Source organism: Aestuariivivens sp. NBU2969, assembly GCF_019931125.1.
GTDB classification, from domain to species: Bacteria; Bacteroidota; Bacteroidia; order Flavobacteriales; family Flavobacteriaceae; genus Aestuariivivens; species Aestuariivivens marinum.
On record NZ_JAIOUU010000004.1, the window covers coordinates 191,566 to 217,366 of the forward strand.

18 protein-coding genes and 1 pseudogene are annotated in these 25,801 nt (G+C 35.2%); 8 read left to right on the forward strand and 11 right to left on the reverse strand.

Annotated elements, in window-relative coordinates; translation table 11 throughout:
- The first annotated feature begins 39 nt into the window (after positions 1-39).
- From K7G79_RS05170 to K7G79_RS05180, 3 genes are all read left to right on the forward strand, one after another.
- Complete coding sequence (locus tag K7G79_RS05170) at positions 40-1,026, forward strand: FecR family protein (protein ID WP_223549828.1); 987 nt, start codon at positions 40-42, stop codon at positions 1,024-1,026.
- A gap of 102 nt (positions 1,027-1,128) precedes the next feature.
- Positions 1,129-4,503 carry a SusC/RagA family TonB-linked outer membrane protein gene (locus K7G79_RS05175; RefSeq protein WP_223549830.1) on the forward strand — a complete coding sequence of 1,125 codons (3,375 nt, stop codon included), beginning with the start codon at positions 1,129-1,131 and terminating at the stop codon, positions 4,501-4,503.
- A 10-nt stretch (positions 4,504-4,513) separates the two neighbouring features.
- Entirely contained in the window at positions 4,514-6,100 is a 1,587-nt protein-coding gene (locus K7G79_RS05180; protein WP_223549831.1) for a RagB/SusD family nutrient uptake outer membrane protein, read from the forward strand.
- Between the two features lie 201 nt (positions 6,101-6,301).
- Here the strand turns inward: K7G79_RS05180 and K7G79_RS05185 are convergent, their stop codons facing one another.
- The 3 genes from K7G79_RS05185 to K7G79_RS05195 form a co-directional block, all read right to left on the reverse strand.
- Positions 6,302-9,574 carry a VCBS repeat-containing protein gene (locus K7G79_RS05185; RefSeq protein ID WP_223549833.1) on the reverse strand — a complete coding sequence of 1,091 codons (3,273 nt, stop codon included), beginning with the start codon at positions 9,572-9,574 and terminating at the stop codon, positions 6,302-6,304.
- A gap of 71 nt (positions 9,575-9,645) precedes the next feature.
- Positions 9,646-10,089 carry a LexA family transcriptional regulator gene (locus K7G79_RS05190; RefSeq protein WP_223549835.1) on the reverse strand — a complete coding sequence of 148 codons (444 nt, stop codon included), beginning with the start codon at positions 10,087-10,089 and terminating at the stop codon, positions 9,646-9,648.
- A gap of 60 nt (positions 10,090-10,149) precedes the next feature.
- Positions 10,150-12,483, reverse strand: coding sequence for a T9SS type A sorting domain-containing protein (locus tag K7G79_RS05195; RefSeq protein ID WP_223549837.1), 2,334 nt, complete (start codon positions 12,481-12,483; stop codon positions 10,150-10,152).
- 70 nt (positions 12,484-12,553) lie between these two features.
- Between K7G79_RS05195 and K7G79_RS05200 the strand changes: the two genes are divergently transcribed.
- Complete coding sequence (locus tag K7G79_RS05200; RefSeq protein ID WP_223549839.1) at positions 12,554-13,027, forward strand: regulatory protein RecX; 474 nt, start codon at positions 12,554-12,556, stop codon at positions 13,025-13,027.
- On the opposite strand, the gene K7G79_RS05205 is transcribed toward K7G79_RS05200, so the two are convergent.
- The gene (locus K7G79_RS05205; RefSeq protein WP_223549841.1) at positions 12,968-13,885 is read right to left on the reverse strand and encodes a cupin-like domain-containing protein; all 918 of its coding nucleotides are present in this window, start codon (positions 13,883-13,885) and stop codon (positions 12,968-12,970) included. The genes K7G79_RS05200 and K7G79_RS05205 overlap by 60 nt on opposite strands.
- 86 nt (positions 13,886-13,971) lie before the next feature.
- Positions 13,972-15,066, reverse strand: a complete 1,095-nt coding sequence (gene bioB / locus K7G79_RS05210; RefSeq protein ID WP_223549843.1) for a biotin synthase BioB — start codon at positions 15,064-15,066, stop codon at positions 13,972-13,974.
- Positions 15,067-15,274: 208 nt separating this feature from the next.
- Here bioB and K7G79_RS05215 point away from each other — a divergent pair, with 208 nt between their 5' ends.
- The 3 genes and pseudogenes from K7G79_RS05215 to K7G79_RS05225 all read left to right on the forward strand — a co-directional run.
- On the forward strand, positions 15,275-15,463 hold the full coding sequence (locus K7G79_RS05215; RefSeq protein WP_223549844.1) for a LytTR family DNA-binding domain-containing protein: 189 nt from the start codon (positions 15,275-15,277) through the stop codon (positions 15,461-15,463).
- A 202-nt stretch (positions 15,464-15,665) separates the two neighbouring features.
- Entirely contained in the window at positions 15,666-16,727 is a 1,062-nt protein-coding gene (locus K7G79_RS05220) for a hypothetical protein (protein WP_223549846.1), read from the forward strand.
- Between the two features lie 12 nt (positions 16,728-16,739).
- Positions 16,740-17,066, forward strand: a pseudogene (locus K7G79_RS05225) (TlpA family protein disulfide reductase); the annotation flags it as partial.
- A 1-nt stretch (position 17,067) separates the two neighbouring features.
- On the opposite strand, the gene K7G79_RS05230 reads toward K7G79_RS05225, so the two are convergent.
- The 4 genes from K7G79_RS05230 to K7G79_RS05245 form a co-directional block, all read right to left on the reverse strand.
- Entirely contained in the window at positions 17,068-18,252 is a 1,185-nt protein-coding gene (locus K7G79_RS05230; RefSeq protein WP_223549848.1) for a beta-ketoacyl synthase N-terminal-like domain-containing protein, read from the reverse strand.
- Between the two features lie 21 nt (positions 18,253-18,273).
- Positions 18,274-19,539: an adenosylmethionine--8-amino-7-oxononanoate transaminase gene (bioA, locus tag K7G79_RS05235; protein WP_223549850.1), complete on the reverse strand. Its 1,266-nt coding sequence runs from the start codon at positions 19,537-19,539 to the stop codon at positions 18,274-18,276.
- Positions 19,536-20,150, reverse strand: coding sequence for a dethiobiotin synthase (gene bioD / locus K7G79_RS05240; protein ID WP_223549852.1), 615 nt, complete (start codon positions 20,148-20,150; stop codon positions 19,536-19,538). Before bioD ends, bioA begins: the two co-directional genes overlap by 4 nt.
- A gap of 74 nt (positions 20,151-20,224) precedes the next feature.
- A complete protein-coding gene (locus tag K7G79_RS05245; RefSeq protein ID WP_223549854.1) occupies positions 20,225-21,400 on the reverse strand; it encodes an 8-amino-7-oxononanoate synthase in 1,176 nt (391 codons plus the stop codon).
- A 270-nt stretch (positions 21,401-21,670) separates the two neighbouring features.
- Between K7G79_RS05245 and K7G79_RS05250 the strand changes: the two genes are divergently transcribed.
- Entirely contained in the window at positions 21,671-22,927 is a 1,257-nt protein-coding gene (locus tag K7G79_RS05250; protein ID WP_223549856.1) for a Y-family DNA polymerase, read from the forward strand.
- A 2-nt stretch (positions 22,928-22,929) separates the two neighbouring features.
- Here the strand turns inward: K7G79_RS05250 and K7G79_RS05255 are convergent, their stop codons facing one another.
- Together K7G79_RS05255 and K7G79_RS05260 are read right to left on the reverse strand one after the other, a co-directional pair.
- Complete coding sequence (locus K7G79_RS05255; RefSeq protein ID WP_223549858.1) at positions 22,930-23,358, reverse strand: hypothetical protein; 429 nt, start codon at positions 23,356-23,358, stop codon at positions 22,930-22,932.
- Positions 23,359-23,392: 34 nt separating this feature from the next.
- On the reverse strand, positions 23,393-25,801 hold the full coding sequence (locus tag K7G79_RS05260) for a TonB-dependent siderophore receptor (RefSeq protein ID WP_223549860.1): 2,409 nt from the start codon (positions 25,799-25,801) through the stop codon (positions 23,393-23,395).

Genomic DNA, 25,801 nt, shown 5'->3' on the forward strand with positions numbered 1-25,801 from the left:
GTATGTATATAATTACGTCTTATATATAACAGGTCTTATATGAATAAAAAACAAATCATAAAATATATTAAAGGCGATTTGGATTCTATCGATAAAAGAAAGGCGATAGAATGGATTAGAAAAAATCCTGAAAACCAGAAATTATATAGCATTTTAAAAGCAAAATATATTGCTTCAACTTTTAAAGATGCTCCCAATAATAGTAATGATTTCTTTTTTGAAAGATTTAAAAATAATATAAGAAAAAGAAAATTCAGCAAAAAAATATATTTAGTAGCATCTATCGTTGTTGCTTTTGCTTTTTTGTGGAACTTTCAACCTGATACAATTTTTAACGACACATTGTCTTCCCCAAAAGAATCCATAACCAAAACCCTTAATGACCTATCCAAAGTTAGTTTCATCACAGAAAGAGGTGATAAAAAAGAAGTTTATCTCCCAGATGGATCTAAAATTGTTTTAAATGCTGATAGTGAATTAAGTTATCCTAGAGAATTTAACGACAGTATTAGAGAAGTCACTCTTGTTGGAGAAGCGTTTTTTGATATAAAAAGAGATGTAACTAAACCTTTTATTGTAAACACCAATAGTATTAAAATACGTGTTTTGGGAACTTCATTCAATGTTAAATCTTACTCCAAAGACAAAAGGATTGAAACCACTTTAGTTTCAGGTAAAGTAGAGTTAATTAAAGATGAGGAAACTCCTATAATATTAGCCCCATCACAAAAAGCGGTTTTCCATAAAAAAGACAATAAATTAGAAATTGAAGAAGTAAAGTCATTGGATCAAGTGGTTTCCTGGAGAGAGGGGAAACTCATTTTTAATAAAACACCTCTTCAAGAAGTTGTTTCCGATTTAGAAAGAAAATATAACACAAAAATAATTATTAACTCTAAAACCCTTTTAAACTATGAGTACACTGGTACATTTGACAACTTAAGCATCAATGATGTCCTTAAGCTTTTAACTATATCATCTCCTATTAAATTTAAAATAGTAGATGATAAAATAATACTGGAGTAAGATAGTTTTTCACATAAATAAAAAAAGAGAATGCGCCAACATTCCCTTTTTAAGTGAAATTATCACTCTAGTGAGTAATAACTAATAAAACTACACAAAATTATGAAAAAAACAGACACAAAGATCCTGTCTAAATCATTTCTCTACCGGATTATGAAAATTTACACCCTCCTGCTTTTTATTTCTATGGCAAAATTATTTGCTGTAGACGCTAATGGGCAAAATGTTACTATTAATGTAGATAATACTGACCTAAAATCTGTTTTCACTGAAATTGAAAACCTGACCGAGTTCAACTTTTTTTACAATAACAGTTTAATTGATGTCTCCAAAAAAGTATCATTAAATGTTAGTAATCAAGACTTAAAACTTGTTCTTACCGGTTTGTTTAAAAAAACAGATATTGATTACAGGTTTATAAAAAACCAAATTGTATTATTTCCTAAAAATAATCCCTCAGTCATTAAAATCATTGAAGATATCATTAAAAATGAAAATTTAGATAAAGAAATTGAAACCCTAATCAACGATGTGCTTCAAAATGAAATTAAAGGAACAGTAGTCGATGCTAGTGGTTTACCTCTTGCTGGAGTTAACATTATTATTAGAGGCACCACTGTTGGAGCATTAACCGATTTTGATGGAAACTTTACTATACAAGCCAGTGTGGGTGATGTTTTAGAGTTTTCATATGTAGGAATGAAAACCGAGACTGTTACAGTTGGTGATTCCAACACAATAAATATTACTATGCAGGAAGATGCAGAAAGCTTAAGTGAAGTTGTAGTTACAGCTTTAGGAATCAAAAAAACCCGTAAGTCCCTAACCTATGCTGCGCAGGACATTAACGCAGATGAGCTAAATAAGGCCAAACAAACTAACCCAATTAACAGTTTATCAGGTAAGGTATCTGGTGTTTCCATCACACGAAGTGCATCTGGTGTTGGAGGGTCTGTTAAGGTAACCTTACGTGGTAATTCTTCAATTGGTAACAACCAGCCCCTTTATGTGGTAGATGGTGTTCCATTATCTAACCCCAATGCTAGTCAACCAGGAGATACTTTTGGAGATATTAATGGGGGTAACCGTGATGGCGGTGATGCCCTTTCACTAATAAACCCTGACGATATTGAATCATTAACTGTACTAAAGGGTGCTTCGGCTTCGGCTTTATATGGTAGTGCCGGTTTAAATGGTGTTATTTTAATAACGACCAAAAAAGGACGTTCAGGTGCTTTTAAAGCAGACTTTTCTTCTAACTTAACAGTAGATAGTGCTGCATATACAATGGATTTTAACGATGAGACTCAAAGTAACATCGATGACTTTTTAGATACTGGAATAACAAATATAAACTCGTTATCAGTTTCTGGTGGAACAGAAAATGCACAAACGTACTTTTCATACAGTAACACCTTTGCCAATGGTATATTACCGACCAATAACTTAAAACAACACACCTTTAACGTTAGAGAAACTGCTCAATTATTTGATGGGAAGTTTAACATTAGCGCCAGTGTTATGGCATCTACGCAAAATATTAAAAACAGACCTATTTCTGGTTTGTATTTTAACCCATTAGTTGGTGTTTATGCGTTTCAATCAGGTACCGAAAAATTATCTAATTACTCTAATTTTGAGGAATTTGAAGCAAGCAGAAACATCATGGCCCAAAGGTGGTTTAGGGGTACATCTGATATTGAACAAAACCCATATTGGATTTTACACAGAAATGCTTCAGAGGACACTAACAATAAATTATTGGCGTCTTTAAATTTAAACTTTAAAATTAATGATTGGCTGTCACTACAAACCAGGGGAACTTATGATAGGTCACAGCTTAACTTTGAAAGAAAAATTTATGCTACTACAGAAGCTACATTAGCCCCAGCAAATGGACGCTATATAGTTATTGAAAATGACTTCACCCAGTTATATGGAGATATAATTGCAAACATTAATACGCAAATTAATGAAACTACCTCTCTATCTGCTATTATCGGTACTAGTACCACACGTAATATCACTGAATCATTCACAGGTGACTCTGGAACTAATGGCGGACTGCAATATGCCAATGTGTTTGCTTTCCAAAACTTTAATGGTAATCCTTCTGTTAACTTTACTCAAAACTCATTAGAAATAAGGACCAACTCTTTATTTGCTAGTGCAACAATAGGATTTAATGACAAACTATTTGTAGACTTAACTGCTCGTAACGATTGGTCCTCTACATTACCTGCTGAGAACAATTCGTTCTTTTATCCTTCGGTTGGTGTAACAGGAGTTTTAAGTGAAATGTTTGAGCTACCAGAAAGTGTTTCGTTTGCTAAACTTAGAGCCTCTTATGCCGAAGTTGGTAATGCTTTTGTTGCAGATCAAATAAACCCTCAACGATCAATAATCTTTGGAGGTGGTGGTGTAAGCCCTAACAACCCTATCAAACCTTTCCCTGGATCAACCCCAAAACCAGAGAGACAAAAGTCGTTTGAAATTGGTACTGAGTGGAAATTTAACAACAATCGTTTAGGTTTTGATATAGGTTATTACAATACAAAAACTGTGGATCAATATTATGCCTTTTCAACATCTGTATCAATCATAGGGGCTTCTCAAGCTTATTTAAACTCAGGTGAAATTTCCAATAAAGGAATAGAAGCTTCAGTTTATGTCATCCCTATTCAAAAAGAAAATTTAACTTGGACCTCAACACTAAACTTTGCTTCCAATAAAAATAAAATTGAAAAGATATACAATGGTCAAGTATTAGAGGGATTAATCGAACCTGAATTCTTTACACTATCTGGTAAAGGAGTTAATACATTTGGATCTTATCTTATTGAAGGCGGTTCTTTTGGCGACATTTATGCCCAAGTTGTTAGAAAAAATGCTGATGGTTTACCCATTATTGAAGGTGATGCTGTAATTGCTAATGATGACAATACTATAGATGGGCTTACCAAAGTTGGAAATGCCAACCCAGATTTTACTTTAGGTTGGAACAACTCATTTGAATACAAGAATTTCTCATTAGATTTCTTAATTGACGGAAAATTTGGTGGTGAAACCATGAGTATGACCGAAGCTATTGTAGAAGGTTTTAGTAATAATTCAGCTAGGGAAACAGCAAATGGAACGGTAAGCGCACAAATAGATGGATCTGTATCAACATTGTCTGCTCAAGATTATTATGGTAAAGTTGGAGGTAGAAATGGTTTTACTGGAGAATATATTTACAGTGCTACCAATGTAAGGCTAGCTGAATTTGCTTTAGGATATAACTTTAATTTACCTGAAAACGCGTTCTTTTCTAGAATAAAAGCATCTTTTGTAGCCAACAATTTATTCTTCTTCTATAAAGATGCCCCACACGACCCCAATATTTCATTAAGTACGGGAAATGCATTACAAGGGGTGGATGCTTTAGGACTTCCTTCTTCTAGAAGTCTAGGTCTAAATCTTAATTTATCATTCTAAAAAAAATATCATGAAAAACATAAATAAACTATTTATATACACCGTCATATTGGCCTTTATAACTGCATCGTGTAGTGATTTAGATCAATTTAACACAAACGACAGAAATATAACCCAGGATCAGTTAGAAGTAGATTTTCAACATGTAGGTTCAAAATATAAACCTATTTTTGAGAGCATTTACCAATATACTCCCGCTTGGTCGTACCAATTACAACAAAACCTAAATGCCGATGTTTACTCTGGTTATATGACCAATCCAAGGCCTTTTGTTGCAGGTGCTAATAACACAACTTATGCTCTGGTAAGTGGTTGGAACAATTTTATATGGAGTGTTCCGTATTCTAACGTAATGAATAATGTTGATGATATAAGTAAACTAACAGAAGTAGAATTCCCTACGCTTAATGCGGTTGCTCTGATTCTAAAAGTAGAAGCTATGCATCGTGTGTCTGATGTATTTGGCCCAATAGTGTATTCCAATTTTGGCGACCTAGCCAATGCTGGTGTTTATGACTCCCAACAAGAAGCTTACAATGCGTTTTTTAATGATTTAGATACGGCTGTAGCCAGTTTAATGGCTGATATAGATAGCCAAAAATTTGCTGCTTTTGACAAATCTTACAATGGAGACTATAGGCAATGGGTAAAATTGGCCAACTCGTTACGTCTACGTTTAGCCATTAGAATTTCAAAAGTAGATCAAACTAAAGCAAAAACTGAAGGTGAAAAAGCATTATCGCAATCCTTAGGATTGTTGGATAGTAATGAGGACAACTTTAATGTAAACAGTTCTTTAGACCATCCTCTTTCTATTATTGATAATTCGTGGGGAGATATAAGAATGAATGCATCAATGGAATCTATTTTAGTGGGTTACAACGATGGAAGGGCTGAAAAGTATTTTGATTCTCCAACAAGTGTTGCTGGTTCGGTAAAGGGTATAAGAGGTGGACTTCCTTTGTTAACTGGATATGCAGATGAGCTAGCGCAAAAAGCAGATTATATTGGTTTTTCTGCTATAAATGATGGTGTACATACCTCAACAGTGCAATTAATGACTGCGGCAGAAGTTGCTTTCTTAAAAGCAGAGGCCTCTTTGAGAGGTTGGACTGGATCTGGAAATGCACAAGCGAATTATGAAACAGGTATTCAGTTATCATTCGAACAGCACGGTGTGGGTGGTGCTGCAGCTTATATTGCTGATAATACATCAACCCCAGCCGATTATGTCGACCCTGTTAATGCTTCTAATAGTATTTCAGCTATGAGCAATATTACCATTGCTTGGGATGCTGGCGGGACTAATGAGGAAAACCTTGAGCGTATAATTACCCAAAAATGGATTGCCATGTTCCCTGAAGGACAAGAAGCTTGGAGTGAATATAGGCGTACAGGGTATCCTAAAATTTTCCCGGTTGTAAGCAACCAAAGTGGTGGCACCATTGATACCAATATTCAAATTAGACGGATTCCGTTTGTAGATAGTGAATTGTCTACAAACCCAGACGGCGTATCTGCAGCTGTTAGTAAACTTGGTGGCCCAGATAATGGAGGTACAAGACTATGGTGGGATACAGGCGGATCTAATTTTTAACAGATAACCTTTTTTATATTTAAGAGCGTTTAATTTAATTTGTTAATAAAAACCGGAAGGCTGAGCTCTTCCGGTTTTTTTATATTCTTTCTTGAAGTTTCATCTATCTAATACACTATCACCCTAATTTTAATATAAGATATATTTATTTTTAAACAACTACTTAAGCTCCTTATAACCATCACCATAAAAATCAGCAAACTATTTTAATTTTGCTTCTATTAATTTTAAAAACGTTAACGCTTTACCAGCATTTAAAAGTACTATGTGTGTAGTTCCATTAATTTTAATTTTCTTTATTGCTTTGGTATCATCGTGGGTGAAGTTTTGAAAACCATCCAATAATTCACAATTACTATCCAACACACAGCCTCTAAATGCATCATAGCGTATCGTTTCAACTTCTGCATCATAATTATTCCCAATGACTAAAACTTCCTTTTTGGAATCTTTGTTTAAATCTAAAAACTCAAACCCTAATACTGGGCCAAATTGAGCTTTTTGGGGTAATGGCTTAAATTCAAAATTATTATTCCCCTTGTTTTCAATAAAAAAAGAACTGAAAGTATTTACTTCTAAGTGCAATGCATTTTCTATGTTTTCCTCACCATAAATATCAATAATATTTGAGTTTGCAAAAGCACTATAGGTAGGTATCTTGTTTTTTAAAAAAGGCGTCTGTTGTGTAGAACATTCTTTACCTCGAATGGGGAAAAGTGCACCCTGTGATTCCTTACTTAATGCCATATCATAGCTTTTATTATCATCAAAATAATTGGCATATATGTGTAACGGCTTTCTTTCGCTGGGATGAAATTTATTGTTATGACCATAATTACCAACAAAATAATCCTCATCACCATCATGATCAAAGTCAATGGCTTTTATAGTTTGGAACCATCCAGATTTTATTTTTAAAGATGTATCTGTATTAGTAAAAGTTCCTTCCTTATTATTAAAAATTGTTACAGGCAACCATTCTCCTACAACCAATAAATCCTTATCCCCATCATTATCATAATCAGAGAAAATTGCATCATTAATTAACCCCAAATTTGCTAATGCCTTCCCTCTTTCTAAAGTAACATTTACAAAGCTCCCATTTCTATTCTCCAACAAATACGATTCTGGTGCCATAGGATATTTTCCAGGAACGACCCTCCCCCCTACAAACAAATCTAAATCACCATCACCGTCAAAATCATTTGATGCAATAGCTTTAGTAACAGTTAGCATTTTTGGAAGTTTCCCTTTATAAAAATTACCACTTCCATCATTAAGATATAACCTGTCCTGCAATAAAACACTATGTTCAGGCAGACTGTAGTTTCCTGTTGCTACATACAAATCCAAATCACCATCACTATCGGCGTCAAAAAACAAGGCATTATTATCATTGTACTTTTTTTCTGTTTCGAATAAGCTTTCATTAGAGAGCTTAAACTTACCCGATGGCAACTGAATATACAATGCTGAAGGGTAGTCTTTTGTATTCCCTATAAAAATATCGTCCAACCCATCATTGTTCACATCTGCAACGGCCAAGGCATTATCTATAGTTGATTGCTTTTGTGGCAGCAATACCTGCAAACCATAATCATTAAATACCACAGATTCGTGCTTATAATTTATTCCTAAGCTTTCTGCGCTAATATTTTCAAAAGGGTTTTTTGTTTCCCCTGCTTTTTCGCCAATACTTTCTGCATTGGAAAAGGAAAGTTCAACTTGAGTATTTACATTAATACTTTTTAATGTCTGTGATTTGTTTTCATCCCAAACCACTTTAAGGCTATCTACTTTTGTATTGTCTCCCAATCCAAAGTTTAAGTTATAGCTTACAGAAGATTGGTACCCCCTACTAGAATAAACTTCCTTAACCTGATGCATTCCGTTTGCATATACAAAAACCTTTGCTCCGATAGCTTTTCTATTTTTATTGTTACCGGTTAAAACAACCTTTATATAGTTTGCTTCAGTGTTATTTCTATATATTGAAGCCTTATCGGACTGATTATTAATCACCAAATCCAAATCGCCATCGTTATCAAAATCGGCATAAGCCGCTCCGTTTGAATTTATTTTCTTATCAAGACCAAAATCTTTAGAGACATCTATAAATGTATAATCCTTATTATTTAAAAATAAGTAATTAGAAAGTTTAGTCGAGGGCATCATAGAAATGGCTTCTTCTAATGTTACTTTTATGCGGTTCTTAATATTTTGGCGCATTTTATTCCTGAAGTCTTGATTAGATAAATCATTTTCAATACCATTTGTAGCAAAAACATCGTTATAGCCATCATTATTAAAATCTGCTATTAAAGGTGCCCAACTCCAATCTGTTTTTGCTATTCCTGAAAGTTGACCAATTTCACTATAGGCCCCTTCACCATTATTAAGCTGTAACATATTGGACATGTATTGATGATGAAAACCTATTTTAACCATTAAATTGAAGTTTTCAGTGCTCATGGTTGCCATGTTTTCCTTACCTCGTTTTCTGTCTGCGGCCATCATATCCAAAACAATAAGATCTGGTAATAAATCGTTGTTAATATCAGCAAAATCTGAACCCATGCTATTGGCTGGAATATGCTTAAAATAAGTTTTAATGGCATCGGTAAATGTGCCATCCTGATTATTTATATATAAAAAATCTGGCTCTAAAAAGTCGTTAGCCACATATATGTCTGGCCAATTATCATTATTAAAATCTCCTATTGAAGCACTCAATCCCCATGCCTTATTAGCAACTCCTGCTTGTTGCGTAACATTAACATATGTTCCATTATCGTTTCTGAATAATTGATCGGAATCTTCCTGTGTTATTTGCTTTAACAACTCTAAGTTAATAACAATGTTATTTTGGAAATCGGCACGATGATTCACTAAATACATGTCCAAATCTCCATCCTTATCGTAATCTAAAAAATAAGCCTGTGTTGAAAAGCCTTTCTGGTTCAGTCCATATTGTTTAGCTTCCTCTTTAAATGTTCCATTTTTTTGGTTGATGAATAATTTGTTCTGCCTTAATTCGGCATTATTTAAAGATCCCGATTTACAGACATAAATATCCAACCAGCCATCATTATTTATATCAACCATGGTTACTCCAGTTGACCAACCATCATCGTCCTTTACATTTGCTTTTTCTGTAATATCTTCAAAAACAAAGTTGCCTTTATTTATGTATAATTTGTTAGTGTTTTGGTTGGAAGTAAAATAAATATCCTCCAACCCATCGTTATTAACATCCCCTACCGCTACGCCTCCGCCATTATAGATGTATGAATAATTTAAAAAGTTGAAATATAAATTCTCTACAACCGTATTCTGAAATCTTATTTTGGAATGGTTTTCCGGTATTAAAGTGAAAATGGTACCACTAGCACCATTATAAGAATCTTTTACTTTTTCTTTTTTACAGCTTAAACAAAAAAAAAGCAGTATAAACAGTGTATTTTTATAACGCATGTTATGTGTTTTGAATAGCTATAAAAATAAGGATCTTTTTAAGATTTTACCCTTAAATAGGACAAGAATATCTAATACACTTTCTTAATTACATTGGTAACTATACCCCAAATAACAAAGTGGTTTTCTTCAGTTATCTTAATAGGTTTATAATTTTCGTTTTCAGGTTGCAACCAAACCCCATCAGCTTCAACTTTCAATCGTTTAACCGTAAACTCCCCATCTAAAAAACAAACTGCAATCTTATTGTGTTGTGGTGTTAAACTACGGTCTATTACTAACAAATCATTATCATCCAATCCTGCATCAATCATGGACTGTCCAGAAACACGAGCAAAAAAAGTAGCTTCTTTGTTTTTAATCAGCTCCCTGTCCAAAGACAGGCGTTCTTCTTTAAAATCTTCAGCAGGCGATGGAAAACCTGCAGAGATACCTGTGTCTAAAAATACAGCCCCTAAATCATTCGTTGGCTCTGGTTTAAAAAATGTTAAATGATTTGATGCGTATGGCTGCATATCGTTTGGTTATCCTATGTGAAAATAGAACAATAAAAATAAATAAAATACTTATACGAATTATTCCCTAACAATCTTTTTTGTATAAACCAATCCGTTTGATAATTCAACCTTGGCTATATAAATTGTATTAGGTTTTAAATTAGGGAGTATATAGATCTCCGAACTAGCATTCCCTTTTAAACTATAAAGCAAACTTCCGTAAAAGTCATAAATCTTTACAGATTTTATATCTGACTTGTCCGCTGTAGAAAATACCGTAGCATCATTGTAAGCTTTAGAAATACTAACCGAACGCTCTTCAGAAGGACTTGAATTACCTAAAGACTTAAACACAATTTCAAATCGATTTTTGAATTCCCCAACTTCAGATGTAAATGTATAATCGGAAGCTGACAAATCATGTGTTTTCCTTAAAATTTTATCTCTTAGGTAAATGGTATTTTCTTCCAAAAATTGCCCTTGAAGCTTTGCTATGGATAACGTGTATAACGTTGGGACGCTTATGGTTGTTGAAAATCCTAGTTGGATTTTCTCATTAACTGACAAGTCTTTGGTGTTTTTTCCTTGTATGGCATATTTTTTATCAGACCCTTTTATAATTGAATATAATACTGCCGAACTTTTCGATGCAAAAACTTTTGTAGCATCATAATGGGCTCCGTCGTCATGCTTTGTAGCGCCATCGACATAACCTATTAAGGCTTGGTTAAACACACCATTATTTGAGGTTAAATTGAGCCATAGCTTATTATCGAGAGTCTCCTTAGGTTGCTTTTTAGTATTTGCAGTTTTAAAGAATTGACTGTTATCTGTAGCGCCTTTAACCCGCATACTGTTGGTAAAGGTAACCGAACCTTCCTTAATAGTACCATTAACAGCAATTGGTGTTGCAGCATCTGAATAGGTCACAAAAAACCCTTGACAAGATGGAATAAATTTATTAGGAGTAATACCATCTCCTCCTGCCGTTCCCCCTACACCACTATTGATTATAGCATAATCTGAGTCTGAAAAGTTCAGCACTTGATTACCATTGGCTGTTGAGCTTGGCTGTGTATTCTGCGACCACAAATAAATGGCTCCATCTACATCTGGGTTAGCTGAGAAAAACGCATCTACATCTATAGCAGAAGGATAAGGGTTGCCTATAAAGTTCCAATTTTTATCATTAAGCTCAGAGTCATTTCTATATAATGGCACGGTAATATCACCATTATTAAAAAACCCGTTAAAGGTATAAATAAACTGCCTTGGAAGACTTCCTGGACTACTGTTAAATATAAATTCATCGTGGGTTGAAGCATATCCCATCCCTGGCTGCATTACTGCTGCTCCAGATACTGCTTGCCAATCGTTACCATCATCATCAATATCATCCTGCCCAGGATCTGTAGCACCATTGTTATTGGTTTCCTTAGTAGCATCTAAAAAGTTCTGTGCTGCATATTTGAATACCCTACCCGTTTGGGCATCCGACAGTCCATCTGCTATGGTCGTTGCCACTACAGGTGAACTCCAATAGGTATACTCGTACCAATTATTAGCTGGAGCTGTCTGTTTTTCCACTGTTATAGTTCCTGTACCACTAACCGTGCCATCATCATTTATTTGAACAAAAGCTCCTTCAGGATTTACTATTATATTTCCATTGGCCACCAAATCTCTTTGGACCTCAACATAATCTCCATTAGCTATGGTCAATGTTCCAGAATTAATGGTTAGACTACAAGCGCTAAAGCTAGCTTGGCTTGCGGTACTGTAATTTCCATTTAACACTGCGGCCTTATTAATATTGGGCGTACCATTATTCCATGAAGCACCGTCCCATGTGGTTGTACTAGCACATATAGGAGTTACGGTTCCGTTAAATATAAAATCGTTTATACTGAATGTTCCATTTCCATTTGAAGCTCCCCAAGCATAGAATCTAAATGTAATTGAGCCAGTTATATTTTGATATGAAGAAGCGGACAAGTCAATCGTTGTTCCAGCAATACTTGATGTCCCAATATTTGCTGTATATACATCCAAACTACTTCTAAAGGCTGCTGAAACAGGACCTTGTGCAGATGATTGCCCTGTATAAAAGAAACTTGTGAAATTAATTTGATAACCAGAATTCGGCGTTATCGTAAAGTAAAAATAATCATCTGCATCGAAAACATTTTCCCAGGTTCTTGCATTATAGCGATCTGCCGTATTGCCTGGTGGGGCTATAAGTCCAGTACCTCTACCAATTCCTGAAACAGTAATATTAGCATCTACAACTTGGCCCGTAGTGTAAGGGTCTGATGCGGCTGGGTTTGTTCCTGTAATATCGTTAGAAAAAATACTTTGTCCATAAATAATGGCACAAGTAAAAAAAATAACAACAGAAAATATTCTTTTCATGGTTAAGTTTTAGATTTGGTAAAGTAAAAATTGAACGTGCTATTAATCAATTCTTATTACCTTCGTTACTATGGTAAAAAAACAAACGTACACCTTAGAAGAAGCCAAACGAAAGCTTGAAAACTTCTGTGTATACCAAGAACGTTGTCATAAAGAAATTAGGCAAAAACTTCTAGACATGCATATGATTCCAGAGGCCATAGACCTTATTATTGTCCACTTAATAGAACACAATTTTCTAAATGAAGAACGCTTTGCCAAAACATTCGTTAGGGGAAAGTTCAATATGAAGAAATGGGGGAAACGCCGTTTGACTTTAGAATTAAAGAAAAAAGACATTGCCAAATCTAATATAAATCAAGCAATTAACGAAATAAATAATGATGATTACTACAAAACGCTTGATGATTTAGCAAAAAAACGCCTTGCTTCGATTACCGAAAAAAACAAACTAAAAAAGAAGAAAAAGTTAGCCGACTATCTTTTATACCGTGGGTGGGAATCCCATTTGGTTTACGACAAAGTTAATGAGCTTATACCCTAGCTGTTTTTTTTGCGTCCTCACAATGGCCTGTTCGTTTTTCCAATCTATCCAATTTTGACCTTTTATGCGACGCATGACATTATCTAGTGTACGCATCACAAACACATTATAAACCGCTTTTCCCAAATTTTTAGGATTTCTTGGAATAGCTCGCAAACTCATAGAAAAACCAGGGGTAATGTAACGCATATAATGCCAATACCCCTCAGGCATATACAATACTTCACCATGCTTTAATTCGCAAATCCATCCTTTGGCATGCCTTAAAGCTGGCCACTTTTCAAAATCGGGGTTATTGAAATCTATGTCTTCCCTAGTGATGAGTGAATGTGGAATCTTGTATAAGTAATCATTTTGCTTTTGATCAAATAAAATACAACGCTTTTCCCCTTCAAAATGAAAATGGAAAATATTGGCCAAATCGATATCGTAATGCATAAAAGTATAGGAATCTCTCCCTCCAAAAAACAACATGGGTAAGTCTTTCATAAGACGTAGGCCAAATTCGGGATAGGAGAAATCTTTTTGAAGTTGGGGGATTTCCTTTAAAATATTCCAAAGGAAAATACGGTATTTGGTTGGCTCCTTTTTTAACAAATCCAAATAATCGGCCATCTTCATTTTGGCATGTGGTTCATTAAACCCGTCTTTATAATCAACCGGTCTATCATCGTAAAGCGGTACCGTTTTATCACCAGCGACACCCTTAATATAATCCAAGTTCCACTTACTGTAGGCTGGCCAATGCTCAATAAAACGTTCTATAACCACTGGTTTTTGTGGCTTAAAGTAGTGTTTTATAAAGTCTCCCTTCGTGATAGTTTTTACACGCGGAACATCTTGCAGGTTCAATGCCAATACTTTCAGATTTTATGCTTCAAATTTAAGAAAACGTTGCTAAAGCATAAATAGTATATTTCTTTAACTAATGTTGGTTTTGGAAATTATTTATCCGCCTTAGCCTTTTCTTTTGCCGCTTCATTCCGTTCTATGGTATGGCCTGGTCTAGACCATTTAGGCTTTTCTCCCAGATCTTGGTATTGTGAATCGGTAGCTTCAACCGTTTGTGGCTGTACTTTTTTGGTAAACGGTTTTTGAGGGTTTAACCCTAGCAAATCAAACATTTTCATATCTTCATTTACATCAGGATTAGGCGTAGTTAATAATTTATCACCTGCAAAAATAGAATTAGCACCAGCAAAGAAACACATGGCTTGACCCTCTTGGGTCATTTGTGTGCGACCAGCACTTAACCGTACCTGAGTTTCTGGCATTACAATACGGGTAGTAGCCACCATACGAACCATATCCCAAATGGAAACTGGTTCTTGATCCTCCAAAGGGGTACCCTCAACAGCTACTAATGCATTAATCGGCACAGATTCGGGTTGTGGGTTTAATGTTGAAAGTGCCACGAGCATACCTGCACGGTCTTCAACTTTTTCGCCCATACCAATAATCCCTCCACTACAAACGGTAACGTTGGTTTTGCGAACATTATCTATGGTTTGTAAACGGTCTTCAAATCCTCTTGTAGAAATGACTTCCTTATAATATTCTTCTGAAGAATCCAAATTATGGTTATAGGCATACAAGCCTGCTTCGGCTAATCGTTTTGCTTGGTTTTCAGTAAGCATGCCTAAGGTACAGCATACCTCCATATCCAATTTGTTAATGGTTCGCACCATTTCCAATACTTGGTCAAATTCTTCGCCATCTTTTACATTACGCCATGCCGCCCCCATGCAGACGCGGGAACTACCACTCTCTTTTGCTCTTAAGGCTTGTGCCTTTACCTGCTGAACACTCATTAAATCGTTACCCTCTATATTGGTATGGTAGCGTGCCGCTTGCGGACAATAGCCACAATCTTCTGAACAGCCTCCTGTTTTAATAGACAACAACGTAGACACTTGTACCGTATTGGGGTCGTGCTGCTCACGATGTACGGTAGCCGCTTGGTATAGCAACTCCATTAACGGTTTATTGTATATCTCTAATATTTCGTCTTTAGTCCAGTTGTGTTTGGTTGCCCCCATATTTAGCTAAATTTTTAACAAAAGTACATGAATTTTTTCATTTATAAATTTCATAAAAATAAATGAAAATATTATGTGGGCTAACATAGGAATGTCCTAAGACAGTTGAAGGGTGGTTTCTGGAGTGAACCTAAATTTTGTGATTTATTTAAGAAGTGATTTAATTTTTTTAGATAAAAACAAGCAGTTCAAAATTAGTAATTTATAGTTGACAACCAATAGATTACAATTCAATCAACTGCAAGCACACAAATTTGCAAGGGTACACCAATCGTATTTAGTTAATCTAGAACGCATTGATAAAATTGAACATAACCATATTTACATAAACAATACCCTAACCCCTATTGGGAACCGTTATAAAACGCCTTTTCTTAAACGCTTGGATTTGGGATAAAGAATTTCTAACAAAAATGTTAGTATTACTATTCGGTTTAGCGTAAAGTCTAATTCTAAAGGCACATTATAAACTATTAACCCTATCTTTAAATCCAAAATATAATTCAGATGAAATTATTTAAAATAAGCCTTTTGGCATTAATCAGTTTGACCCTTCCTGTAAGGATAAACCAGAAAACACAATAATTACGGGTAAAGTAATGGGAGACTTCCCAAAAAAAGTTCAATATACCATACCAACGAACAACACAAGCTATTTGGGTTTTAGAGAAACGGTTACGACTGATTCTTTAGGACAGTACAAAATAAGTTTACCTATAGAAAAAGCATCGTTTGTTAAAATAATTATCCCAAAAGAAGATGGTATTTTTCAAATTACCAACGCTGCTTTAGTTGTAGAACCTAGAAAAAAGTATGAGGTAAACTTTAATTTGGATGCTCCAGACAAAACCTATGACATTAATGCTGAAAACCAAATTGCCCAATACACATTAAACCAATTACCGAACCCCGAACACCCAGAAATAGGCGCTATACCTTTTTATAGGGATTCTATAACCACAAACATTACAGCAACTATAGACTCGCTACAAAATGTAGATATAAAAAAAATGAAGGCACTGTATGAAAAAGACAGTCTTTCTAGTTCGTTTTTCGATTTAGTTAAATTAGATAGAACGTATTATTATACGGCTTTAAAAGGCACCGTAGCCTTTGTAAAATTTATAATGAATGAACGGGAAAAAGGAGAGTTTACAGATGAGGTTAAAACCATGTGGCAATCATGTTTTGATAACGACCTGTTAAGCCGCTCCGATTTCCAGAACACATTCTGGGGCTTTTCGCTATTAGAAAACTATTTGTATTATAAAAGGTATGAAGCAGTTGATTTTGATGCAGAAAAATTTAAAACTTCGACAAAAGATGTTTCCTATATTAGTCATCGTATTTCTGAAGCTAAAAAATATCTTCCTAAAGATAGATTAGAGTTTTATGAAGCAGCTTTTCTTTATAGAGAATTACTTCAAAAAAATTACCAAAAAGAGTTTATTTCCATATATAATGAATTTGATTTCGCCTACCCTAGTAGTAGCTACAGTCAATATTTAGAACCTTTAATTGACTCTGTTGTTGATTTCCATAAAAAAGCCGAACAACAATTTTCCAAAGCGGTTAAATTTGTAAATAACTATAAAGAAATCAATACATTTAGTGATTTGTTGGCTCAATTTAAAGGCAAAAAAATCTATATAGATATTTGAGGAACCTGGTGCGGTCCTTGTAAAAAAGAATTTCAACATAAAAACGATTTAAAAAAACTACTTAAACCCAAAAATATAGAAACCCTCTACATTTGCGAAAGCAGAAGTAGTAAAGAAAATGCTTGGAAAAGCATGATTAAATTTTATGACTTAGAAGGGTACCATATCATGGCAAACGAAAAATTATTAGCAGATATTATTAAAATATTCGGAAATAACGGCTCGTTCTATTATCCAAGATATATTTTGATTGATGCTAATGGCAAAACAATAAAAAGTACAGCTGCAAAACCTTCGGAGTTGTCTGCCCTAAAGCAGCAAATCGAGGAAGCATTCTAATTTATTTTGAAAGTAAAATACTAACGGCATTTCCCCCAAAACCTACAGCATTTACCAATATGTTTTTTAGTTGTTTTGGATGGCTTTGGCCGTAAAAAGGCACAGGAATAAATTGCTGGTGTTGTAACATTAAAACAGCCAATTCTACACTTAAAAGTCCAGAAGCACCAAAACTGTGACCTACCTTCCATTTATTTGTAGTTAGACTTGGCATTTTGTTTGAAAACACTTTTTTTATAGCATTAAATTCACTTAAATCGCCTTTAATGGTACCAGGGGCATGCATGACGATAGCATCGATCTCATCTGGGTTTAAATCGCCTAAGGCCATGGCCATAGAACGTTGAAAACACTGGGCGTCTCTAGATATGGAAATATTATGTTCCAAAATTTCGGTGGCGTAGCCATAGCCTTTAATAAAAGCAAGGGCATTATCTTTTTTACCAGCTTCCAAACAAGCCATGGAAGCACCTTCACCCAAAACCATAGTATTTTGTTTTTTTGAAAGGTCTAAGGCGCGACAAGGAAAAGATTCTTCGCTTCCCTCTGAATGACAATCGTTATCTAAACCTGCCTTTGAATAAATTTTAAGGGCTTGCATTTGGGCTATGGTAAATGGTGTTAACGGAGCTTCGCTGCCTCCTACCAAAAATTTACTGCTCATCCCCGAATTCAACCAAGCAATACCATTCAACACCGCATGCAAGGCGGTTGAACAGGTAATGGAATGACTCACCTCTGGTCCTTGGGTCTGTAAATCGTGTGCGACCCAAGAGGCGATATTTCCCAAAGTGGTAGTAGGGGAACTTAAGGTCTTGGATTTACCCCTTTTTAAAAAATCTTCGTGATAACTTTCAAAAAGCCCCGTAGCACCTCGGGATGAGCCAATGTTAACTCCAAAATTATCTGAAGCCTTCCAACCCGCTTGTTTTACCGCATTCCTAGAGGCATAAATAGCATACAGAACGGTATCATCCAATGCCTTGTATTTGGCGTCAGATTGCCTCAATAATTCAATGTCCTGCTTCGCTTCGCCAGGGATTTCGGCAACAAAAACAGGTTGCTTCACTACCAGTCTTTCAGTAAAACAATGTTGATTGTTTTGATAGTGCTTCCAAGCGTCTTCCAACGATTTGCCCAGTGGTGAAATGGATGAAATAGCGGTAATGGAGATTGGTTTTTGCAAGGCTTTATTTTGGGTGCAAAGTTATACTATTTCCAACGCTTCTTCAATAACCGAATAGACTTTCTGTAATTGTTCTTCTGAAATCACATAAGGCGCTTGAATGTATATGGTATTTCCTAAAGGCCTTAGAAAAACGCCTTTATCCATAAAAAAACTAAAGAGCTTATCCCTTAAATTTCCGTATCGTTCCATTTCAACATTTAAATCCAAAGCGTAAATAATCCCCAGTTGTCGGGTAGATTTAACTTTTGAATGTACTTTTATACGTTCATTAAACTCTTGATGAGATTTAGAAATGCTTTTAATTCCATTTTGAATATCTTCTGATTGCAACAACTCGATACTGGCCAAGGCAGCCATACAGGCTAACGGATTAGCCGAATAGGTATGCCCATGAAACAAGCCTTTACCAATTTCATCACTGTAAAATGCATCATAGATATATTGCGAACAGGTGGTTAAACCCATGGGCAATAAACCTCCCGTTAGAGCTTTACTTAAACACATGATATCTGGATAAGTTTCCAGTTGAAGTGATGCAAAATAAGTGCCTGTTTTACCAAAACCGGTCATCACCTCATCAGCTATGGTAATAATATGATGTTGCTTGCAGTATTTTAGAATGGCATTTAACCCTTTAGCATCATGCATTTTCATAGCCGCGGCACCTTGCACCAAAGGTTCATAAATAAACCCAGCTACTTTATTCGTTTTAACCATTTCCTTAAATAAAGTTAAAACATGTTCATTATTAGCTCCTTTTGGAACCGGAATGCGTTTTACCTCCAAAAAGAAATCTTCGAAAGGCCCATTGTAAATGGATAATCCAGAAACACTCATTGCTCCAAAAGTATCACCGTGAAAGCCCTCTTCAAAAGCAATTAATGTATTTCGTTTTTTGCCCATATTAAAATGGTACTGTAAGGCCATTTTTATACCTATTTCAACGCTGGTTGAACCATTATCACTAAAGAACATCTTATTTTGATTATTGGGCAGTATGCCCATAAGAGCTTCTGATAATTTCACGGCTGGTTCGTGGGTAAATCCGCTAAACACCACCTGATCCAATTGTTGCATTTGTGTCGCTACCCGACTGGTAATATAATCATTGCAATGCCCATACATACAGGTGTACCACGAGGCAATGGCATCGATGTATTCATTACCTGATTCATCGGTTAAAACACAACCTTTAGCCTTTGTTATGGCAATAGCATCTGGATGTAGTTTGTGTTGCGTTAAGGGATGCCACAGGTGTTTTTTATCGCGCTCTTGTAAACTCATAAACTATCCTTAAATTTTTCAGCATACTCCCTAACCACATTCTTATCAAAATAAGGTTCTTCTTCAATACGGCCTATTACAGGAATATTGGTCATTTTTTTAATAATAGCTTCTGTAGTGGGATGTTCGTTTCCGTTAAAAATAATAGACACATCAAATCCCTTTTCTTTTAAGGTATTTACCGTTAAAAGCGTGTGGTTAATGCTTCCCAAATAATGCCGGGATACGACAATAACTTTGTAATGGGGTTTTATAATATCCAAAACCGTTTGCTCATTGTTCAATGGCACCAATAATCCTCCAGCACCTTCTATAATCAAATGGTTTTGCGTTTGGGGCGCTTTAATAGTTTTCAGATCGATTGCAATACCATCAATTTCTGCAGCAGCATGTGGACTCATGGGTGTATGTAAAGCATAAGTATTAGGGTGAAAAACTGACTTGAAATTGGACACCAGCCGTTGCACCTTTTTAGTATCACAATTATCCAAATCGCCTGCCTGTACAGGTTTCCAATAATCGGCTTCCAAGGCTTCAGTTATAATAGCCGAAACAATGGTTTTACCTACATCTGTTCCTATCCCTGTTATAAAAAATGTTTTTTGTTTCATTTTTATCATACTAAACCAGTTTCAGCACCTCTTGTAATAAAGTATAATCCCAAAACTTTGGTAAAGGAAAACAATTAAAATACAAAAGTACTCAACAACTCCAAAACTTCAGTAATTTCTTTTTCTGAATTATAACTGTGCAAGCAAAATCTTAAACGTTCCTGTCCTTTTGGAATAGTAGGCGATAAAATAGGCTTTACATTAAACCCTTTGTTTCGAAGATTAACCGCAATTGACTTAACCTTATCATTTCCCGGCACAACACAACAATGTATTGCCGAATGACTTTCTATAAAATACTCTTTCAAATGCAATCGTTTAATTTCTAATTTAAAAAACCGGATGTTTTGATGTAACTTTTGAATATTAGGATGGGATTTCCCGTCATTGTTCATAGTGGCAAGTTCATTATAAGCTATATGGATAGCTGCCAAACTATGTGGTGGTAATGCCGTGGTATAAATAAAACTACGGGAAAAATTAACTAAGTAGTATTTTAACATTTCATTCCCCAATATAGCTGCACCATGGCAACCTAGGGCTTTCCCAAATGTGATCAATCGGGCAAAAACATCTTGTCCTAATCCTAACTCTTGAACCAATCCTCTTCCACCTGTTCCATAAACTCCTATGGCATGGGCTTCATCTACTATTAAATACGTTCCATGCCTTTTACACAATTCAGCAAGGTTAACCAAGTCTGGCGAATCACCATCCATAGAAAATACAGATTCGGTCACTGTATAAATATTTTGATGAGATACTGAAACGGCCTCAGAATGACGAAGCATTAGTTTTTCTAAGGTTTCTAAATCGTTATGTTTAAACTTATAGGCCTGCGCATTTGAAAGCTTTATTCCATCCCTAATTGAGGCATGGATATATTCGTCATACAAAATAACATCGCCACGCTGTGGTACACAGGAAAAGAACCCTAAATTGGCATCGTAACCCGAATTGAAAACTAAAGAGGCTTCACTGTTATGAAATTCGCTAAGTACGGTTTCTAAAATTGAATAAAGTGGATGATTTCCAGAGAGCAAACGAGATCCTGTCGCTCCATTTTGGGTTATATTGTGGTGCTTTAAATACTCATGGGTAGCTTCAAATAGGGCCTTATCCCTTGCCAAACCCAAATAATCATTAGAGGAAAAATCCACCAAAAGATTGGGCTTATCCAATTGACGTAAAGCGTTTATAGCCTGTCTTTCATCTAGTTTTCGCTGAAGATTCTGTGGCAATGCATCCATGGAAACAAATGTAACAATTAATTAGAGTAAACTATGACACCCATTTCTTTTGTTGCTTTTATATCTATCTATTTATAATCATATCTTTAGTAGAGCTCCCAATGCTTGTTCCTGTCATATCATAAATTAACTCCATATATTTTATCATCATTAACCTATGGTTGATGAAAAAAGATAATATATTCATAATTATTTAGGGTCTTCCATTGTCCAAATTTTATTGGTCTGGAAATTTAAAAACAAAATCTATTTCCTTGTATCTTTACAACTATGTTTGCACTAGTAGATTGTAATAATTTCTATGCCTCCTGCGAGCGCGTGTTTAACCCAAATTTACGAGGTAGACCCATCGCTATTTTGTCCAATAACGATGGTTGCGTAATCTCACGAAGTGATGAAGCCAAAGCATTGGGTTTGCCCATGGGTGCTCCTATTTTTAAATGGGAAGGTTTTTGTAAGGCTAATCATATTGAAGTGTTTTCGTCCAACTACCCGCTTTATGGCGATATGAGTAGTCGGGTGATGTCTATTTTAAAGCAATTTACTCCCGATGTTGATGTGTATAGTATAGACGAAGCGTTTTTAGAATTTAAAGGTTTCGATAATTATGATTTTAACAATTATGGTAAGCAAATTAGGGGGTGCATTTTACAATGGACAGGCATTCCTACTTGTGTGGGCATCGCCCCAACCAAGGCATTGAGCAAAGTAGCCAATAAAATTGCTAGAAAAAACATTAAAAAAACAGGAGGAATTTGCGTAATAGATACTGAAGAAAAGCGCATTAAAGCATTGCAATGGATTAAAATTGAGGACGTTTGGGGCATAGGTTGGGGTTTATCCAAACGGCTAAAAGCCAAAGGCTGCAAAACGGCTTATGACTTTGTAGAACTCCCTGATGACTGGGTACGTAATACTTTTTCTATTACCGAATGGAAACTCAAAAAAGATTTGGAAGGTATTCCCACCTTAAAACTGGACGATGTTAAAGCCAAGCGGGCCATAGCCACAACCCGAAGCTTCGATTATACCTATAATGACATTAACTACATTAAAGAACGTATCTCTACTTTTGCAACAAGTTGTGCCGAAAAACTACGTAAACAGGGCTCTAGTTGCCATATGGTGTATGTTATGCTAAGTAGTGACAGACATAAAAAAGACGTCCAACAACACCGTGCCAGCAAAATAGTAAGTTTACCCTATCCTACTGATTCATCTCTTATAATAGGTCAATGCGCCATTGAAGCCGTTGTTTCTATTTACAAACCCGGCATATACTATAAGCGAGCAGGTGTCATTGTTATGGGGTTAGTCCCTACAGATAACCATCAATTACAGCTGTTTTACAACGAAAATCCTAAGCACAAACCCTTAATGCGCACTATAGATCGTTTAAATAAAAAGTATGCCGATTATAAAATTAAACTGGGCAACCAAGATTTAAAACGTACTTGGAAAATGCGACAGGAACGTCTATCGCCACGTTACACGACCAATATTAATGACATTATTAAAGTGAAATAGTCTTATTCTTTAAAAAGATCGATTCTTTGCATCCAAAAAATATTAGATTTAAAAAACCTTAATTTTGTTTTTATATCCCGATTGGTTTTATCCCTTGGTGATTTTGTAACAAATCTAGCTTGAGTATTGTTAAAGTCTAACGTGTATTTATCATTAAAGTCAGTGGTTTTATCGGCAGAAAAGGAAACTATATTATTTTCAAAAGCCCATGTCCCTTTCCCATATGTATTCACTTTAGATGGAATTCCTTTTTTTATTTCAGTAAAAGCACGGAAAAAAAATGTATGATCTCTATTTAAAACCAATTTATATTCTATTAAATGGTTTTCTTTATTCCCCAAGGTGATTTTATAATCACCAACTACTTTTTCTGATTGCGAAAATGTTACTAAACTAACCATCAAAAATAATATCAAAATCATTTTCCTCATTAGTGCAGATTTTAAAAAACTAGTAAACTTCACCTTAAATACTATACTTTAAGGACAAAATAAAGTTTCTTCCGGCCGCCGTTATCCCCGAAGAATAAGGACGATAGCGTTCATCCGTAATATTTTCAACACCAGCAATAAGTAATAAAGCATCATTAAAACGGTATTGTGTTCTTAAATTTAGAGTGTACCAAGAAGGTGAATATGGATTGCCATTAGCATCTGAAGCATAGAGATAATCTTTACTAGCTTCTGAAGGTGCTAGCTCATTAAATGAGAACTCGCCATTATAGTCTACAAAAGCATCAACCTTAATATTATTAGTTGTCCATACTAAGTGTGTATTTCCAAAATTTGGTGCAACATGACGTACGGGGACCTCCACATCATCTTCTTCTTCAGTACCACCTATAACACTATATTGTGATTTTAGCTTAAGATTTCTGGCAAGCTGTGCCTCAAGACCTATTTCAAATCCATATATCCATGCTTTTGAAGCATTTTGAATGGCCTGTACATTACTTAATTCGCCATCGTAATCGATTTGGGTTTCACCATTTAAAGTAAATCCCCTACGCACTAACGCATTATCTAAATAAGTGTAATAGGAACTAAGATCAAAAACCACATGTTTAAAATGCAATTTTACCCCAAGTTCACCACTATAAGCGTATTCCGGTTTTAAATTTTCGTTAGGCACAACCACAGAACCCGGTTCAGAATCGAACACTTTACCTATATCATCAATATTTGGAGCCCTAAATGCAGAAGATGCATTTAAACGCCACTGCAGAACAGAATTAGGCATCCAAGTGATTCCTGCTGTTCCTGTTAGCGCACCAGATTTATTTTCAGACGACTCAAAAGGTAAATTTAGAAAGACATTATTTTCATTGAAATTAGATTTAGAAACAATATGGTTAAAACGCAACCCTGATTGAAATACAAATTTAACGTTAGGCTTATATTTTAAACTGGTATATACCGCTGTCGATTGCCATGTTGCTCCGTCAGGATATCTTGAAACATCCTTAGAGAACGTATTGGCTTCTATATTTTCTTCTTGTCCGTTAGAGTGCACCTTATTGGATACGTATTCTACACCGTAAAAAAACTCCGTTTTCAAACTCAGTCTTTTTTCAAAATCGAAATTGACCGAATACGCATCTACAGCTTCTTCCCTAATGTATCTTAAGTTAGATTGAAAATTTCGATCTACCCTACTTTCCTTAAAATTTTGATACGCCAAGGTAGCCTTTATTTTATCATATAAATTAGATCCGCTACTCAACTTGGTGACTTGCAGATTGGACATAAACCATTTTTGTGGACCATAGTACCATTCGGCTGCATGCGGGTTATCTCCCTTGTACCTAATTAAACGGTCGTATCGTGGAATATCGGAACTTGCTGTATAATACAATCCTAAATCAAAATTTAAATCTTTACTAGCTCGATAACGTATTTTTTGCAATAGGTTTATTTGATTGTAGCTTGAATAATTTTGGACCAGGGGATCACTGTTTTGAACCACTTGATCTTGATCATTAATTCGTATAACAAACTCAGGCCTTAAATAATCTTCTGGGCCATGTTTACCCATTTTTAAATCATCAAAATCCGTATAACTCACATTAGTGAGAAAAGCCCATTTTCTATAACCCAAATTAAAATCGAAATGACCAGTATTTTCATTATTAGCAGAAGCATATCGAGCTACTGCATTCATCTTAAATAATAAAGAATCTCTATAGGATAATTGTGGCGTTTGTGAATAAAAGCTCATAACACCTCCTACAGCATCACTACCATAAATAACAGAACCAGCGCCAAGAGTTACTTCGGTACGCTCAATTGTAAATGGATCAATAGAAATAACATTGTGTAGGTTTCCCCCTCTGAATATGGCGTTGTTCATTCTAACACCATCAACCGTTATTAAGAGTCGGTTTGTAGAAAATCCCCTAATCATTGGGCTACCTCCACCCATCTGACTTTTTTGTACAAATACTTGTCCTGTATTACCTAATAAATCCGCACTAGTTTGAGGGCTTATAGATGTAACTCTTCCAGCACTTATACTAATTATTTTTTGAGGTATATCACGCTTATTTTGCTCAAATTTGGAAGCTGAAACTACAATTTCCTCTAAGCCTTGGGTATTCAAATCTAAATAAACAATACCTCTTTCGTCTATTTCTTCTTTCTTCAACACTTTTAAAACATGCGTTAAATGTTGAAAATATATAGCTTCCGAACTAGAAAACCGCTCTAAGGAAGCTTCTCCCCGAAAGTTTGTGATGATGCTTTTAGATTTATCAATATTATAAATGGCAACACCATAAACAGGTTCTTCAGTAATTCTATTTAGAACTTTTATTTGCTGTGCTTGTAAAATCCCAGTAGCAAACAAAAGGAAAAATATATATTGAAAAAGCTTCAT